14 protein-coding genes, 1 tRNA gene and 1 pseudogene are annotated in these 15,906 nt (G+C 63.3%); 6 read left to right on the forward strand and 10 right to left on the reverse strand.

What is annotated here, in order from left to right; all coding sequences use genetic code 11:
- Both VFV21_RS02640 and VFV21_RS02645 read right to left on the reverse strand, forming a co-directional pair.
- A partial coding sequence (locus tag VFV21_RS02640; protein WP_329667942.1) for a hypothetical protein occupies positions 1–967 on the reverse strand: 967 nt, incomplete at its 3' end.
- Positions 968–1,384: 417 nt separating this feature from the next.
- Positions 1,385–2,008: a hypothetical protein gene (locus tag VFV21_RS02645; RefSeq protein ID WP_329667943.1), complete on the reverse strand. Its 624-nt coding sequence runs from the start codon at positions 2,006–2,008 to the stop codon at positions 1,385–1,387.
- Positions 2,009–2,420: 412 nt separating this feature from the next.
- Between VFV21_RS02645 and VFV21_RS02650 the strand changes: the two genes are divergently transcribed.
- Positions 2,421–3,092: a recombinase family protein gene (locus VFV21_RS02650; protein ID WP_329668029.1), complete on the forward strand. Its 672-nt coding sequence runs from the start codon at positions 2,421–2,423 to the stop codon at positions 3,090–3,092.
- Between the two features lie 4 nt (positions 3,093–3,096).
- On the opposite strand, the gene VFV21_RS02655 is transcribed toward VFV21_RS02650, so the two are convergent.
- The 4 genes from VFV21_RS02655 to VFV21_RS02670 all read right to left on the reverse strand — a co-directional run bounded on the left by VFV21_RS02655 (position 3,097) and on the right by VFV21_RS02670 (position 6,239).
- Positions 3,097–4,218 carry a reverse transcriptase family protein gene (locus tag VFV21_RS02655; protein WP_329667944.1) on the reverse strand — a complete coding sequence of 374 codons (1,122 nt, stop codon included), beginning with the start codon at positions 4,216–4,218 and terminating at the stop codon, positions 3,097–3,099.
- Positions 4,219–4,524 (reverse strand): helix-turn-helix transcriptional regulator, encoded by a 306-nt coding sequence (locus VFV21_RS02660; protein WP_329667945.1) that lies wholly within the window; start codon positions 4,522–4,524, stop codon positions 4,219–4,221.
- A gap of 48 nt (positions 4,525–4,572) precedes the next feature.
- Positions 4,573–4,737, reverse strand: coding sequence for a hypothetical protein (locus VFV21_RS02665; protein ID WP_329667946.1), 165 nt, complete (start codon positions 4,735–4,737; stop codon positions 4,573–4,575).
- A gap of 590 nt (positions 4,738–5,327) precedes the next feature.
- Entirely contained in the window at positions 5,328–6,239 is a 912-nt protein-coding gene (locus VFV21_RS02670) for an HNH endonuclease signature motif containing protein (protein WP_329667947.1), read from the reverse strand.
- A 213-nt stretch (positions 6,240–6,452) separates the two neighbouring features.
- On the opposite strand from VFV21_RS02670, the gene VFV21_RS02675 reads away from it, so the two are divergent.
- The gene (locus VFV21_RS02675) at positions 6,453–7,643 is read left to right on the forward strand and encodes a hypothetical protein (RefSeq protein ID WP_329667948.1); all 1,191 of its coding nucleotides are present in this window, start codon (positions 6,453–6,455) and stop codon (positions 7,641–7,643) included.
- A gap of 757 nt (positions 7,644–8,400) precedes the next feature.
- Here VFV21_RS02675 and VFV21_RS02680 read toward each other — a convergent pair.
- The 3 genes and pseudogenes from VFV21_RS02680 to VFV21_RS02685 form a co-directional block, all read right to left on the reverse strand.
- A complete protein-coding gene (locus tag VFV21_RS02680) occupies positions 8,401–9,819 on the reverse strand; it encodes a site-specific integrase (RefSeq protein ID WP_329667949.1) in 1,419 nt (472 codons plus the stop codon).
- Between the two features lie 3 nt (positions 9,820–9,822).
- Positions 9,823–10,002: pseudogene (locus tag VFV21_RS13475) on the reverse strand (DUF6538 domain-containing protein); the annotation flags it as partial.
- 51 nt (positions 10,003–10,053) lie between these two features.
- A tRNA-Met gene (locus tag VFV21_RS02685) sits at positions 10,054–10,130 on the reverse strand.
- A 145-nt stretch (positions 10,131–10,275) separates the two neighbouring features.
- Between VFV21_RS02685 and VFV21_RS02690 the strand changes: the two genes are divergently transcribed.
- The 4 genes from VFV21_RS02690 to VFV21_RS02705 all read left to right on the forward strand — a co-directional run bounded on the left by VFV21_RS02690 (position 10,276) and on the right by VFV21_RS02705 (position 13,320).
- Positions 10,276–10,839 carry an RNA pyrophosphohydrolase gene (locus VFV21_RS02690; protein ID WP_414638461.1) on the forward strand — a complete coding sequence of 188 codons (564 nt, stop codon included), beginning with the start codon at positions 10,276–10,278 and terminating at the stop codon, positions 10,837–10,839.
- Positions 10,840–10,914: 75 nt separating this feature from the next.
- Positions 10,915–11,118: a bacterioferritin-associated ferredoxin gene (locus VFV21_RS02695; protein ID WP_329667950.1), complete on the forward strand. Its 204-nt coding sequence runs from the start codon at positions 10,915–10,917 to the stop codon at positions 11,116–11,118.
- 133 nt (positions 11,119–11,251) lie between these two features.
- Complete coding sequence (gene bfr, locus VFV21_RS02700) at positions 11,252–11,722, forward strand: bacterioferritin (RefSeq protein ID WP_290891236.1); 471 nt, start codon at positions 11,252–11,254, stop codon at positions 11,720–11,722.
- 203 nt (positions 11,723–11,925) lie between these two features.
- Positions 11,926–13,320, forward strand: coding sequence for a S8 family peptidase (locus VFV21_RS02705; protein ID WP_329667951.1), 1,395 nt, complete (start codon positions 11,926–11,928; stop codon positions 13,318–13,320).
- Between the two features lie 51 nt (positions 13,321–13,371).
- Here VFV21_RS02705 and VFV21_RS02710 read toward each other — a convergent pair whose 3' ends face one another.
- A complete protein-coding gene (locus VFV21_RS02710; RefSeq protein ID WP_329668030.1) occupies positions 13,372–15,906 on the reverse strand; it encodes a hybrid sensor histidine kinase/response regulator in 2,535 nt (844 codons plus the stop codon).

Consider the following 15,906-nt stretch of genomic DNA (forward strand, 5'->3'; position numbering starts at 1 on the left):
CGAGTACTACCAGTTTGGTGCGAGCAAAACCTTCACCAACGTCGAGACGGCCGACGAAGTCCAGTCCGCCGTCGCTGGTGCCGCGCGTAAGCCAGCCTCGCTGGTAGTTTCCGCCCGACTCGCGCACCGTTGATTCGCAAACCATGCTTGCGAGAGCTTCGAATCGGGCCTTTTTGCCGTCGTAATAGTTGTAAATCGTCTCGAGCGCTTTACGCTCGCTTGTGTTCGATCCCGGCACTTGGTCGGATTTTGGCGCAATCTGATAGCGGACAACCCGGCGACGGAGTTTTTCGATAACTGGTTTACCGTACCGGACCCAGCTGACCCATGCACTAGGTGCAGCAGAGTTGGCTACGGTGGCAGAGAGCTTCGAGTCCCGGCGGTCCCTGAGCCACACGGCAGCAACCCCTTCGTCTTCTTCAGTGAGCGTCAGCAGGGCAATTTCGAACAGGTAGTTCGTGAAGAATCCACCGTTGCGTTGGGCGTACTGAGTGACGCGTTGGACGCCTGTCAGAATGCCGAGGCCACAGAACTCCTTGTAGCCCTTCTTACTTGAACGGAAAACGAGAAGTGGCGCCGCTTTTTGTCGCTTCTCAGGGTCGGGGGATGCGTGCAATTCGAATTGCGCGAGAAGGCTTGAGTTGCCTGGGGCCTTCGAAGGGTCATTGCCCGGTGTTCGATTGTCTCCGTAGTACCTGGCATAGCCTCGGTCGGGTTCGATCTCGTCATGCCACGGGTTTTCGAACGAGCCCCGCTTGTTGTAGCTGCTGGAAAGGAAAAAGGCGGCAACGCGCACACCGTCAGGTGCGATTGTTCGCGCTGGCGCGGCGATTCCCCTTTCCATCTGGATCCGGGGCATGCCTTCGGTCCACATGATGAAGTGGAAATTCGGCAGTCCATCAACGTGGCTTGGCTTCGCGTCCGCCGGCTTGGCGTAGCGATAAAACTCGCCGATACGAAAACGCATGGCGGTTCCTCAAGTTGTTGTGCCAATCCAGCTTACGCGAGCCTTGGTCGGTTCAGTAGCGTGGTCACCGAACGGGTGCGCCATGGGTCTCGCGCAAAAGATTCGGCGCCGTGGTTATCTGAGTTACGGGACCAAAAAAACCTGCAGGAATGCGGGTTCAATGTGGTGGCTATGGGTGGACTCGAACCCACTGGCCGGGCGGCGTTATCAGTCAGGCACTTGCGCGCGGGACGAGATTAAACAAGCCGGCCGGACTGTAGCAGTCTGGTAGCAAGTTTTCACCGTTTGCGAAAAAAACTTCGAGGGGGGCTTGAGCCCCGGATGCGCGTCCCATTCCCCCCGTGCCGGGTGTGGCTGGCGGGGGGCGCGCCGAGAAACATCCGGCGCGCGCCCGGAGGGGCGGCGCCGGACGGTGCATCAGTTCTGGATCTGTCCGAGGACGTCTCGCAACGCTGCGATAACCACCTCTTCCTGCACCTCTTCGGTCAAACGAAGAAGGCGCCTTCGCGGTGCATCTACCAGCGCTACTTCGGCATCCAGCGCTCGGGCATCAGCCACGTACTGGGCAGCATGAAGCAGCAGGTGAACCGCCTCATCGGTGCGAGGGGCGTCGACCACATGGAAGAACATGAACAGCGGTTTGCCCGTCTCAGAGGTTCCGATGCTGTCCGGGCTCATCTTCAGCGCGGTGCCGCCGATGATTCCGAAGCAATCCTTCGGGGTCGGCTTGCGCGTGAAGTCAATGCTCGGATTCGCGTCAATGATGTGTTGGAACCCGTCAATCACCGACCTGGCCTTGAGCTGCAGTGCCTCGTTAAAGGTGTTGACCCGGAGGTAGGCTGCGGCGAGTCCTTTGCCCCCAAACACGTCCTTCCCTGCGTTCTTCAGTCGCATGGTGTACAGGAGAGGGAAGGGCAACGGGTCGCCCGGCTTGCGCTGGGCATCCCGGAGGCGCGCTTCTTCAAGTTCCTCCTCCGGCGTGGAGGCAAGGCGTACCAAGGTGCGGACAGTCAGTGAATGTATATCTTTGATGGTGCCCATATTTCTGAAGTTTCCTTTTGTTGGCTTAAGAGCACGTCCAACAGAGGCAACTTCGTCGAACCGCAGTACGCGAAAAAGTTTTCAGATATTAACGAAAAATTAACCTATTAGCTGTCAATGCGTCGTTATACTTTTCCGATCTTGTTGTACGTTGCTCGAGCGGAGTTGCACCTCTGCTTGTTGTTGAAAAGAGCTCCCCCTGGTTGCACCCAGGGAGTGGGCTCTTTTCTTTTGGGCACTCCAAACGAAAGACATAAGGAGTGGCCCAGATACAGAGTATCACAAGATTAATCTGTTGAGCAGATCACAGTTCTGGACATCGAGCTGGGGTTGCTCACAATCTTTTCAAGGGGTATAGTTCTGCCTAACCAACGTTAGGCGAGTTTGTACGGTGTCCAAGCTAGTGGCTTATATGCGGGTCTCGACAGCCAAGCAGGGCCGGAGCGGACTAGGCCTGGAGGCCCAGCTCTCAGCGATTCAGGCCTACTCGAACGCTCGAGGCGGCGCCATCGTGGGGGCCTTCACGGAGGTCGAGAGCGGCAAGGTGAACTCTCGGCCTGAGCTGGCACGGGCGATCCACCTCGCGAAGGTGACGGGGGCGACCCTAGTGATCGCCAAGCTGGACCGGCTCTCCCGCAATGCCTCTTTCTTGCTGGCCCTGAGAGACAGCGGGGTTAGGTTCGTCGCTGCGGATATGCCCGACGCCAATGAGTTAACGGTCGGGATCATGGCGTTGGTGGCGCAGCAGGAGCGAGAGGCGATCTCTCGCCGTACCAAGGAGGCATTGGCCGCCGCTCGCGCTCGAGGTCAGCGCCTGGGCAACCCAAGGGGGGCGGAAGCGATCAGGCGCGCGGGGAAAGGCAACGACGCCGCCGTAGCAGCAGTGGTGGCGGGGGCCGATCTGCATGCACGGCGTTTGGCCCCCGTCATTGCTGAGCTAAATGGCACCGGTCTTAACTCACTCGGTGCGCTAGCGGAGGCGCTGAACTCGCGGGGCATGCTCACGCCTCGTGAAAAGCGTTGGCATAAGTCTTCGGTACGGAACCTGCTCAGCCGCTTGGCGGTGTTGGGTTGCGTGGAATGACCGACTAAGGTGTCCCGGAGTCGATGTCTTCCCGTCCGGCCGAAGTGTCTTGGTCATGCGGTGTCTGAACTGGGGCATTAGCCTTCAGGGCCTGACTGACGAGGCCTCGTATCGAGCTCACCCGATGTGACCTGGTGCGCCGCCGTTTCTTTTTTGTTCCTGGCGCTTTTTTGCCGGGCGTAATCCCGAGGGTTTGCATTCTGTCGAGAATCGGAGCCGCACGAAACTCGATTCCTGGTTCCACGCGTGCCGCCTCACGAAACTGCCCGATTAGAGCGGTTCCGAGAAGCCTTATGCCCTCTTCGTCTGCGGCCCTCCAGAATGCAGTCTCAAACATTCTTGCGCGACGCTGCCGCGAGAACGGGAGGCTCCTCTCGCCCTGGATTAGTGCAACCCCAGTGATAACCTTTGGCTCCCCATCCGGAATGCAAGCGGCCTTGTGGCCGACGAAACCATGACGCTTCAAGATTCCATTCACCCTTGAAGCAAAGGCCCTGTTCGCCTTGGCTCCAGTAAAAGTCATGTCGTCAACATAAAGAGTGAAGTTGAGGTCGTGCTCGGCGGCTATGTCGCGAATCTCGAGGAAAAGATCGCTGCAGGCAAAGTAGGAGAGGATGGGGCTGAGCGGGCTACCTGTGGGAAGCTTTCCATCCAGGCAGCAGGTGCGGGCGATCAAGTCCGCCACGTCACCCGGACACTGCATGTGTACCTTGAAAAACTTCTTCACCTGCAGTTTTGTGACTGAGGGGTAGAAGTTCTTGATGTCCACCTTAATGGTGTTGCCCGGCGAGGTGTGGGCGGTGGCGTTATCAAGGTAAGAAACGCCCCTCGTCGCCGACTTTACGAAACTCGGTTTCTCGATCTTTGCCAGAAGAGAAGCCAGCCGAGCGTGGATCGCGAAGAGTGCTGACTTCGGATGCTGAATGGTTCGAGACTTTCGCGGCTTAATCCCCGCCAGCTGCTCCGAAAGCTTCTGTTGCGTTGGCCAGACGTTGTAGTTTTCGTGGCGTAACAGTGCCTCAAGCTCAGGTACCGTGAGACCGAAGAGGTGTGCGAGCTTCCGCTTCGAGGCTACCCTGAAAAACGGGGATTGATGCGCTGGGTACTGTGTGATCCGACGGCTCAACTAAGCGGCGTCCTTAAACTTTGCTCGCTGTTCGATCCATTGAAGTATGGCGATCGCCTTCTCGCCAAGAAGCTTCTTGATCTTAAGATCCTTTCCAGGCTCGTCCGTGTTCTCGGAAAAAAAGATTAGGGCCGAAAGCGGCATGCCGAAGTGCTCTGAGTATCGCTGGAGCAGTTCGAGGCTCGGCGACTTCTTGCCCGACTCCAGCTCGGAAAGGTAGGACCTGGAGATGCCCAGCGAGCCGGCCAGATCTGACTGGCTAATCTGGTGAAAAGTTCGAATCAGTCGTAATGCGTCTGAAAACATGTTGGTCCCCTTTAGGGTGGTGAAGGGGGTGGAATGGATTATGGGGGGTTAGCTGAAGAACTCTGCCAGGTAGTCATACGCACGCTTGAAGAGCCGGTAGTACCGGTAAATCGTGCAGGCGCCGACCATCACGGTTTTCAAAGTGAAGACCCAAACGGTCTTCTTGTCCTCAGGCTGCTTGCGGTTGTCGTTGGTGTTGCCGTTGCTGGTCATAGTGTTAATCCTTGTTTTGGCGATAGTTCCCGCCCCCGAACCATTCGGAGGAAGTCGCTATCTCTCGATCACCAAACAAGGCCATGAACAGCTGAAGTAACCGCTAGCTTTGTCACCCCCCACAACCAACCCCGTCTCTTTCTCGAAGACGGTCTAAGTCGCCCCTCGGGCCGCACCAGATCCGACGATGGACGCCGGCCCGGCTCGGATCGCGCGACGACGGACGTCGACGATGGCCGCGTGGGCGGGGGTAGGGGCCAAGCCTCAGCCCCCGCGAACACCCTTGCGGGTGTTCAGTTACAGCTCGAGATGAATCCTTCTATATCCAACGACAGGGAGTAGCTTACCTTACTGTTCGCTCAGAGTCAACACCATTCCGCCTCAGGAACAACACAATGTCGCAACTTTGGTTGCCATGGCGGCCCAAAGATGGACGGAAAACGAGCTAAAGCCCATATACAACAACGGGTTGTGTATACCCGGTGGGGAGTCCTGCTGTCGGCGTGTGTCTGACCTACCCATTCGAACGGCGCGAATGGGCAGCGAAGATCGAGCTGGCAGCTGGTCAGCCTTGCGGAACCAAGGAACAGCTAGTCGTACTTCGCTTCTAGAGCGGCGATTCTGATCCGAAGTTGGTCATTGAGCTCCGACCCATCGGCTCCGTGGTGAATCATTCGATGACACGTAGGGCAGATCGCAGCCACCTTTTGGGGCAGGTCGAGGCCGCCGTCGGAAACCCGATCTACGTGGTGGACCTCAAGATACGGTGTCCCATCTTTTCGAGCGAAGGGCGCTGCCCCCCCGCAGCCCTCGCACACGCCTGAAGCGCGAGCCAGCGCATACCGAACAACGTCCTGGGATCGTTCGTAGAGCGTTCGCCGTGCGTCATTGGACTTCTTGGTGGGGGATGTCGACGCTGCCTTCGCGCGCGCCCTCAGGTCGGCCAGGGAGCCTTTAGGCGAAGTCTGGGGTGCCTGAGTGGCCTCATCGGTGCCGGCTCCTGCCGAGCTGGCCTTCTCTTCAAGCTCCTGGACGGCTCCCACCCTGACCAGCTGGAACTGGATTAGGTCCCGGAGGAGCGTCTGCTTCTTGTCTAGTCCCTTGCTGACGATGAAACCTGCGCACTGCATCTCTGCCACGTACCGACAGTAGCCCTTTCTGGATTCCCCCTTTGGGAGGTGGGCCATCCCGGACTGGGGTACCGCCTCAAAGAGGTGCAGAGCTCGCCCGTCAGCGACGTGGTCGTGAATCGCGGCGTTCCCGCCGGTCATCGTCATGTCGCCCTCTGTCCCCTCGCCGGTGTACGTGAAGACCTGGCCGGCGGCATCCCAGGAATCCTCGTACCCATACTGCTTCCCGCTCTCCCCGGTGAAGATGAAGATCGCGGGGGCCTGCCGGGAGGCAGATATCCCGGATTGGCGGCTTCCGCCGAACTTGTCGTGGATGTCGCCTCGCTTGTAGATCTTGCCCTCGGTGAAGCTGGGGATGTTGTTGTGGTCCATAGGCCCTCCCTGGGCAAGCTCCTGCAGGAACCTAGGTGTCGACATTCCCCTGGCCCTGTCCTATCTTCCCACCCCGCGTTGGCCCGGATGGGTACGAGTTGCGCACTTATGCATGAAACAGTCGCTGACGAGGAACGTTACAGGAAGGACCGTTCCTTTGACCCCGCCAAGCGTCCAGCTTCCGAGGGGCTTCTAAGCGTCATTGAAGAGGCCATGAGTCTCCTGGACCATCAAGAGGCCAGGATTAGACGTCGCCGTCCCAGGGACGAGGCGATCGTGCGCGCCGCTCTTTCAGCCCTGATTGCCGATGCCGCGCATCGTGCGATCGAAGCCCCGGGCTCATGGATCACCATCGAGCTTTCCAAGGCTGAGCTCAGTCCTCGCAAACGGCGTGCTCCCTTTATGACGGAAGCCATCGCGCCACTGGTCCACTACATGGCAGAGGCGGGGCTCCTAGAGGTCCAGATGGGCTATCGAACAGCCTTCCGCGCCCGACGAACACGCATCCGCGCCTCCGAGTGGCTCCTTCAGGCAATCGACGAGCGCGGCATTGGCTATGACGACATCGGCCGCAACTTCGAGTTCCAGGGCGACACTTTGATCTTGAGAGATGCGAGCACCGAAATCGGAGCTCCGCCCCTCGCTCTCCCCGCGATACCGGAGGTGGATCGGTACCGAGAGGAGATGGCTCAGATCAATGCCTGGCTCGAGGAGGCAGACCTAGCCTGGACTGGAGACGAGGCGGTTGATACCCGGCGGAGGTTCCTCCGCAGGGTGTTTAACAACGGCAGTCTCCGACAGGGTGGCAGGCTCTATCACGGCTTCTGGCAGGACCTTGGGGCGCGTGCGCGGCTACAGCACTTACTCATCGCCGGCTGTCCGGTGGCGTCCCTCGACTTCGCGCAGATGGCCGTTCGGTCAGCGTATGCCCTGGCCGGTGTCGAGCCGCCGCAGGGTGATCTTTATGCGCACCCGTGGTACCCGCGGGAAGGCGTGAAGATGGTCCTCAATGCGCTTCTCTCGTCTAGTAAGCCGTTACGCCGCATGCCTAGCGGGGGTCGGCAGTACTTCAAGCGCGAGCCCTGGCCTGACGTGGAGAGGAGAATCAACGCTGCGCACCCGAACTTGGGCTCTCTCTTCTACAGGGGGGTCGGGATGGAGCTCATGTTCCTGGAGAGTGAGATCACGGTCAGGGCGCTCCTAGCGTTGAAGGAGGCGGGGGTGCACGCACTCCCTGTCCATGACTGCCTTTTAGTAGGGGTGCCCCATGTGGCTGTGGCCCAGGAGGTTCTCCTGAGGTGCTCAAGGGAAGTGCTGGGTTGGGAGGTGCCTGTGACGGTGGACACTCTCTCCCTCTTTAAGCAATCCATGGGGCTCCCCGTAAGAGGGGGGCATAAGCCATGAACCTCCTTCGGTCGAAGCGGTCAATCGAGGTCGAGGGCCGGATAAAGAGGCAGATACCTGCTCCCCGGGGTTGTGCAGTCCTGGGCTGCACGGGGATGACACGTGCCCACCTGCAACAAGGCCTCGACCGAAACTACTGTTCGAAGCATGTCGCGCACTATCTGCGCCACGGGAGTTACTCGAAGCCGAGCTATCGAGCCGCGGACCTGACCGGTCCAAGGGCGTTCGCTCTTGAGTGGCTCTTCGCCAATGCCACGAGACCGGAGGTCGCGTCAGCGAGAGAGCTGGTCCTGGACAAGTACCACCAGGCCGGGCGGGCTGAGCCGGCTTTTAGACTTGCCGGAAAGCCTCCCCAGGTCAGGGCCAAGAACACGTGGGCGGCCCTCGCAGAGCGCCGGGTAGAGCCTGGGCAACTTCTAGCAGCCTGGATCGCTGTGCAGCTAGCGCACCAGTCCGACCCGTCCCCGGAGCGGAAGAGGGAGTACCGGCTTGTTCAGACAGCCAAGCTGCTTAACCGCTTGGCGGGCGGTACACACCGCGAATGGCGGCATATGACCGCCAGCGGTCAGGAGACAGTCACCAAACTCCGCAAGTACCCGGCAAGCCGGGGTCGCGTCCTAAGGCACCTTGGCGCCTCTCTCGAGGATGTGGCTCGGCCACTGGAGGGGCTCCTGGACGACCTCGCCCGGCAGTACAGAGAACGCACGCCGGCTGCCCCGAGGCGTATCTCCCGAGCCATGCATGCCGGGAAGTCGGGCTAAACGGGTAGATCAAGCTTGGAGATAGCGCCCTTCAAGACCGCAAGGTCTGCTTTCTTGCCGTAACGGCCCGTCGTGATGTTGTCGTTCTCGTGGCCGAGAATCTCAGCAATGACGTACTCCGGTACCTCAGCGTTCTTGAGTCGCGTTGCCACTGTAGAGCGGAAGCTCTGCATGACCTTCCGTTCATCCGTGATTCCCGACCCTCGGAGAAGCGCCGAAAGACGCTTGGATAGCCGGTCAATGTTGCTTCGTTCCGGACGGTCCGTCTTCCTCATCGACTCGGGCAAAAGGTAGCCATTCGCCTTTGTGTCGACCCATTCCAGTAGGCCGAGTTCAAGCAATCTCTGGTGAACTGGAACTAGGCGGCGGCTGTTCTCCGTCTTCAAGGTCTTACCTTCATCGTCTTCGTTGAAGTCGAAGACCCAGACCCCCGCTTCCTGTCGCACGTCCTGGCTCCGAAGCTGAGCCGCCTCGCCCATTCGGCAGCCGGTAAGGGCCATGATTCGAGGCACCCATAGCTCGTAGTCCCGGCGTTGGGCGGTCGCAAGATGGGCGAACAGGGTGCGAATGTCGGAGTCGTCGAAAGCGTCGCGAGCGTCCTGCGCGCGTCCCTCCTCAACGTCTCTCAGCACTACGCAAGGACTCTGGGCGATGTGGTCGTGCTCTTGCGCCCATCCGAAGATGCTGCGGACATGCATGTAGTACTTGTTCACGCTTCTCGGCGCCAAGCGATCTACCGGGGTTCCCTCGCCAAGCTGAGCCAGGACCTCCTTGGCGGAGAGGCCGGGAAACCTCTGGGTCATGTTGGCTGGCAGCTCGATGATCTCCAGCCCGAGTTGACGGATGCGGGCCTTAGATATCGACCCGACAGGCGCGTCGTCCAGGAGTGAGGCGATCACCTCAAAGATCTTTTGGCTCTGTCTGGCAGTCCTATGGCTCCACTTTCCCGCGGAGATTCGCTCTTCGCAGTACTGAGATGCCACTTGGGAAACGCTGGGGGAGTCGATGCCGGCCTGGTCAAGGAGCTGGCTGGCAGACGCGGTTGGCGACGAGAGGACTGGTCTCGGTGGGAGTGGACGACCCCCCAATGCGGCCAGCTCAGCCTCCACAGCATGCAGCTTTATCTCGGTGAGCTTTCGAGCCAGCTCGCGTTGATGCTGGTCAGAGCCGTCCGGCGCCTGCTCGCGGGCGTATGGAAGCAAGTGGGAAAGACTGCCGTCGACAAGCTGCAGCGATAGCTGCTCTGCGAACTCCTCGAGAGCGCCTTTGACAGCCTCCGTGTGTTCATGATCGGGCCTGGGCTCCGCCAGTCGGGCCTCGAGGTCGTCGAAGGTGGATTCTAGGAATGCCTGTACGAGCTTCTGGGCTTGATCGCGGGTCATCACTTTTCGGCGCTGGGCTATCAGTCTGAACATGACTCCCAGGTGGGACTCCCAAAGCGACAGGCGCCAGCGAGCTTCCCGCAGGTCTGTGGTCCGAAGGCTTCGAAGGATCTCGACACGGCCCACCAGGGCCTGAACTTGGCCTGGGATTACGACGCGCGAAGTGTAGACAGTTCCTCTGCGGTGTAGCACTTCCTGTAGCACTCCCTGTAGCACTTGGCTGAAGAGGAGGCGTAAGAGCGCTAACTGATTGATACCGCTAAACGATGGTGGCTATGGGTGGACTCGAACCACCGACCCCAGCATTATGAGTGCTGTGCTCTAACCGGCTGAGCTACATAGCCATCGGGTACTGCGCGCTGTCCGTTGCAGACAGGGCCGCGAATTCTGGGCCGTTTGGCCGCTCCTGTCAATGTTGTGCGTCCCGGCTTGTGGGGGCGCGCGGGGGTGTGGCAGGCTGGCCGCAGTGAAGTTTTTGGAGTCCGTTTCGTGGTCGATCCGGACGGTTATCGCCCCAATGTGGGCATCGTGCTCATGCACGGCGACGGGCGGCTGTTCTGGGCCAGGCGGGTCAACCGGGACGGTTGGCAGTTCCCGCAGGGCGGCATGAACACCGACGAGACGCCGCGCGAAGCCATGTTCCGCGAGCTGCGCGAGGAGACCGGCCTGCTGCCCGAGCACGTGGAAGTGCTCGGCTCCACGCCCGGCTGGCTGCGCTACCGCCTGCCCCGCCGCTGCGTGCGCCGGGGCAACCGGCCCGTGTGCATCGGGCAGAAACAGGTCTGGTTCCTGCTGCGCCTGACCGGCCAGGAGGCCAACGTGCGCCTGGACCTGACCGACAAGCCCGAGTTCGACAGCTGGCGCTGGGTCGACTTCTGGTACCCGGCCGAGCATGTGGTCAGCTTCAAGCGCGAGGTCTACGTGCGGGCCCTGCAGCACCTGGCGCCGCATGCGCGGGCCGTGGCCGGCGAAGGGGCCGTGCCGGAGGCGGGGGAGTTGCTGAATGCCCTGATCCAGCCGGTTCAGGCGGCGGCGGGGCGGGGGCGGCGGTAGGGCGGGATGCTGTTGACAATGGTTCGCATTTGCGTGGAGAATGCGAACCGTTCCCATTCCTGCATGGATTCCCCCATGTACGTCTGCATTTGCCACGGCGTCACCGACCAGGACATCCGCAACGCGGCCGAGGCCGGCTGCGGGTCGATGGCGGAGTTGACGATGCGGACCGGGCTGGGCAGCGGCTGCGGAACCTGCGGTGAGTTCGCCCGCGAGATCCTGGATGACGCGCGCGCCGTGAAGGCGTTGCCGTTGCCGGTGTTTGCGGTCGCGGCGTAAAGCTTCGGGCCTGAAGGCCCTCCTACAGATCCTGCCCCAAGACCTTGGGTGAGAACGGGAGCGATTCCTGTTTCAGCACGGGTTTTCGCGCGGGGGTATGGTGCCGGCCTGTCCACGGAAAAGGAGGCCCGCCATGAAGGGCGACGCCAAGGTCATCGCGCACCTCAACAAGGCGCTGTACAACGAACTGATCGCGATCAACCAGTACTTCCTGCATGCCCGCATGTTCAACAACTGGGGCCTGAAGGAGCTCGGCGAGCACGAGTACAAGGAATCGATCGACGAGATGAAGCACGCCGACAAGCTGATCGAGCGCATCCTTTTCCTCGACGGCCTGCCGAACCTGCAGAACCTGGGCAAGCTCTTCATCGGCCAGTCGCCGAAGGAAGCGCTGGAGTGCGACCTGAAGCTCGAGATGCAGGCGGTGCCCGACCTCAAGGCCGGCATCATCGACTGCGAGGCCGCCAACGACTACGTGTCGCGCAAGCTGCTGGCCGACATCCTGGAGTCCGAGGAAGAGCACATCGACTGGCTGGAGACCCAGCTGGCCCTGATCGAGCGCCTGGGCGAGCAGAACTACCTGCAGACCAAGATCGGCAGCTGACTCGCGGTACCTCTGTGGGAGGGACTTCAGTCCCGATGCTTTCCGGCGGAAGGCATCGGGGCTGAAGCCCCTCCCACATTCGTTCAGGAAGGTCAAAAGTGTGTGGTGCGTCGCAACATGACAGCGACGTTGCACAGCGATAGCGTCCGAAACGCCCGCACCTATTCCGGTGCGGGCTTTCATTTTTGGGGAGCTCTCGCAATATGAAGTCGATTCTCCGCACCACCGCCCTGGCCGCCGCCACCCTGGCCGCGCTGGGCCTCGCTTCCACCGCCGTCGCCGGCGGTCGCCCGGACCTCGTTCGCGCCCACCTTGAGCAGGGCCGTCCGCACGTCGCCGGCGAGCTGATCGTCAAGTTCCGCGACGGCACCGACGCCGTTGCCCAGCAGCGCGCCATGGGCCGCGCCAATGGCACCTTCCGTGACAACCTGTCGCCGAACGGCAATGGCCGCGGCGTGGGTGGCGACGTCGCCCTGCTGTCGGTGAAGGGGCACCGCAGCCTGGCCGACGCCATCGCCGCGCTCGAAGCCGACGCCGACATCGAGTACGCCGAGCCGAACTGGATCGTCAGCCACAGCGCCACCTCGAACGACACCCTGTTCACCGGCGGCAACCTCTGGGGCATGTACGGCGACGCCAGCTCGCCGGCCAACCAGTACGGCAGCCAGGCCGCCGAGGCCTGGGCGCAGCCGGAAGGCGCGACCTGCGGCGACGTCGTGGTCGGCATCATCGACGAGGGCTACATGTACACGCATGAAGACCTCGCCGCGAACGCCTTCAAGAACCCGGGCGAGATCGCCGGCAACGGCATCGACGACGACGGCAACGGCCTGGCCGACGACGTGTACGGCTGGGACTTCGACGGCAATAACAGCTCGGTCTTCGACGGCACCGCCGACGACCACGGCACCCACGTGGCCGGCACCATCGGCGGCGTCGGCGGCAACGGCAAGGGCGTGGCCGGCGTGTGCTGGTCGGTGCGCCTGATGGGCGCGAAGTTCCTCGGCAGCCGCGGCGGCACCACCGCCAACGCCATCAAGGCCGTCGACTACTTCACCGACCTCAAGGTCCGCCACGGCCTGAACATCGTCGCCACCAACAACTCGTGGGGCGGCGGCGGCTTCTCGCAGGCGCTGAAGGACGCGATCGACCGCGCCAACGCGGCTAACATCCTGTTCATCGCCGCGGCCGGCAACTCGGGCGCCAACAACGACGCCACCGCGGCCTACCCGAGCGGCTACACCAGCCCGAACGTGATCGCCGTGGCGGCCACCACCTCGGCCGGCGGCCTGGCCAGCTACTCGCAGTACGGCGCCACCAGCGTGGACATCGGCGCGCCGGGCTCGGGCATCGTCTCCACCGTGCCGGTTTCGAGCGGCAAGGGCCGCACGGCCACCGTCGGCTCGGGCTACGCCAGCTACAACGGCACCTCGATGGCCACCCCGCACGTCGCGGGCGCCGCCGCGCTGTACGCCTACCGCAACCCGGGCTCGACCGCCGCGCAGATCAAGGCGGCGATCCTGGGCTCGGCGGTGCCGACGCCGTCGCTGCAGGGCAAGGTGCTGACCAACGGCCGCCTGGACGTCAGCGGCTACTGATCCACCGCGTCATCGCATGACGAGAAAGCCCGGCCATTGGCCGGGCTTTTTTTATTTCAGCAGGGCGTTCAGGGCGGCGGATGCCCGGCGGAACTCGGACTCGAGCACCGCCACGGCCACGGCCGGGCGCGGCAGCACGCCCTGGCGGGCGCCGAGTTCGATGCGCTTGGCGGCGGCCGACAGGGCCATCGCGCCGAGGTTGGCCGCGGCCGATTTCAGCGTGTGCGCGGGGGCGACCATCTTGCTCATGTCGGCGGCGGTGGCCGCGGCTTCCAGCGCCTGCACGTGCTTGGGCGCGTCTTCCAGGAACAGGCGCACCAGGCTCAGGTACTCGTTGCCCATCACGGCCCGCAGCTCGTCCACCACTTCGCTGGCCAGCACCGGCGGTGGCGCCGGCGGGGTGTCGGGGCCGAGCTGGGCGGAATAGGGTTCGGGCGCGGCCGCGGCGGGGCGCGCGGGCGCCGAAGGCGCGGCGGGGCGAAGCAGCGGGCTGGACGGATTCGCGGTGGCCGGGGCAGCCGGACGCGGCGGGAACGGGACCGTGGGGCGCGGCGTAGCGACCGGGGCGGCGGGGGCCGGGGCAGGTGCGCGCGCGGGGGCGGGCGAAGGCGCGGGCGTCGGCGCCCCGGGGCGCGCGGCCAGCGGCGGCGCGACGTCGTCGCTGGCCTCCGCGACGGGCCGATGCTGCAGCCAGCGGGCAATGGTGGCTTCCAGCAGGCGGCGGTCCACCGGTTTGGACAAGTAATCGTCCATGCCGGCGTCCAGGCACTTCTGGCGGTCGCCGGCCATGGCGTTGGCGGTCATGGCGATGATCGGAAGGCGCGGCAGGCCCTGGGTGAGTTCGTGCTGGCGCCACTCGCGCGAGGCGGTGTAGCCGTCCTTCACCGGCATCTGGCAGTCCATCAGCACTACGTCCAGGTTCCCCTGCAGCATGCGCTCAAGCGCCTTTTCGCCGTTGTCGGCGGTTTCGCACTGCAGGCCCAGCAGGCCCACGAGGCGCTGGGCCACCATCAGGTTCACCGGGTTGTCCTCGACCAGCAGCACGCGGCCGCGCAGGCGGCCGGCGGGGCGCGCGGCGTCCTCGGGCACGTCGGCGGCGTCGGGCACCAGCACCCGTTCGGGTAGCGGCATCTCCACGTCCTCCGGCTTGGCGGCCGCCTCGGCCGCCAGGAATCCACTCAGCGCGCTGCGCAGTTCGTTGCCGCCGATGCTGCGCGAGAGCATCAGCGAATGCGGGCCCTGGGTCAGTTCGCCGGCCACGGCGTCCTCACCTTGCAGGTACACCACGCGCAGGTCCTCGAGCTCGGCGCTGCGGCGCAGGTTGCGGTGCAGGGCGATGGCCGTGCTGCGCACCGAATTCAAATCCACGATCAGCAGGTCGAAGCTCCAGCTGGCGCCGCGGCTGAGCGCGGTGCGCAGGCGGGTCAGCGCGTCCTGCGTGGTCTCGACCTGCGTCAGCTGCACGCCCCAGTTCGGCGCCGACTGGCCCAGGCGCTGGCGCAGGCCGGCCTCGGTGCTGAGCAGCAGCACCCGGGCGCCGTTGAGGTCGGCGCGTTGGCCCTGGATGTCGCCGGCGGCCTTGGTCAGCGGCACTTCGAACCAGAAGGTGGAGCCGCGGCCCGGCTCGGAATCCACGCCGATGCTGCCGCCCATCAGGTCCACGATGCGCTTGCAGATCACCAGGCCCAGGCCGGTGCCTCCGTACAGGCGCGTGGTCGAGGCGTCGGCCTGGCTGAAGGCGCGGAACAGCCGCGCGTCCTTGGCGATGCCGATGCCGGTGTCGGCCACTTCGAAGCGAAGCTCGTGCTGGGTGCGGCTTTCGCCGCGGCGGGTGACCGCCAGCGTGACCGAGCCGCGCTCGGTGAACTTCACCGCGTTGCTGAGCAGGTTGGTGAGCACCTGGCGCAGGCGCACCGGGTCGCCGCGGACGGCCAGGCGCACCGACGGATCCACCTGCAGGTTCAGGCGCAGGCCCTTGCTCTCGGCCGGCTTCTCCATCAGGCGGATGACGGAATCGAGCAGTTCGCGCAGGTTGAAGCTGGTGGTTTCGAGCTGGACCTTGTTGGCCTCGAGCTTGGAGTAGTCGAGGATGTCGTCGACGATCCGCTGCATCTGCCGCGCCGAGGTGTAGGCGGTGCGCACGATGTCCTGCTGGTCGGGCTGAAGGCGCGAGCTCAGCAGCAGGTCGAGCATGGGGATGATGCCGTTGAGCGGCGTGCGGATCTCGTGGCTCATGGTGGCCAGGAACTCGCCCTTGGCCATCATCGCGGCTTCGGCCGCCTGCTTGGCCTCGGTCAGCTCGCGCTCGAGGCGGCGATGCAGGGCCAGCTCTTCCTGCAGCGCGTTCACCTCGCGGTCCTGCTCGCCGCTTTGCTGCGCCACCACGGCCAGGGCCCGGTTGCGCAGGTGGAAGGCGCGCCAGAGGCCGGCGATGCCGGCCACCGCCAGCAGCGCGGCGACCAGGGCCACCGCCTGCCACAGGCCGTCATCGTTGAAGTAGCCCACCGCGACCGCGATCGCGGCGCCGGCGGCACCGGCCAGCGCCAGCCAACGCACGATCAGCGCATCGTTGGGCTTGAACGGCAC

It is taken from the genome of Arenimonas sp. (genome assembly GCF_036275555.1).
Classification (GTDB): domain Bacteria; phylum Pseudomonadota; class Gammaproteobacteria; order Xanthomonadales; family Xanthomonadaceae; genus Arenimonas.

What these genes read in the sequence shown, in the direction of transcription:
- VFV21_RS02675 (WP_329667948.1), top strand. Translation starts at nt 6,453, where the DNA reads ATGAGTCTCCTGGACCATCAAGAGGCCAGGATTAGACGTCGCCGTCCC.
- bfr (WP_290891236.1), top strand. Translation starts at nt 11,252, where the DNA reads ATGAAGGGCGACGCCAAGGTCATCGCGCACCTCAACAAGGCGCTGTAC.
- VFV21_RS02705 (WP_329667951.1), top strand. Translation starts at nt 11,926, where the DNA reads ATGAAGTCGATTCTCCGCACCACCGCCCTGGCCGCCGCCACCCTGGCC.
- VFV21_RS02670 (WP_329667947.1), bottom strand. Translation starts at nt 6,239, where the DNA reads ATGGACCACAACAACATCCCCAGCTTCACCGAGGGCAAGATCTACAAG.
- VFV21_RS02645 (WP_329667943.1), bottom strand. Translation starts at nt 2,008, where the DNA reads ATGGGCACCATCAAAGATATACATTCACTGACTGTCCGCACCTTGGTA.
- VFV21_RS02660 (WP_329667945.1), bottom strand. Translation starts at nt 4,524, where the DNA reads ATGTTTTCAGACGCATTACGACTGATTCGAACTTTTCACCAGATTAGC.
- VFV21_RS02680 (WP_329667949.1), bottom strand. Translation starts at nt 9,819, where the DNA reads ATGTTCAGACTGATAGCCCAGCGCCGAAAAGTGATGACCCGCGATCAA.
- VFV21_RS02665 (WP_329667946.1), bottom strand. Translation starts at nt 4,737, where the DNA reads ATGACCAGCAACGGCAACACCAACGACAACCGCAAGCAGCCTGAGGAC.
- VFV21_RS02650 (WP_329668029.1), top strand. Translation starts at nt 2,421, where the DNA reads ATGCGGGTCTCGACAGCCAAGCAGGGCCGGAGCGGACTAGGCCTGGAG.
- VFV21_RS02695 (WP_329667950.1), top strand. Translation starts at nt 10,915, where the DNA reads ATGTACGTCTGCATTTGCCACGGCGTCACCGACCAGGACATCCGCAAC.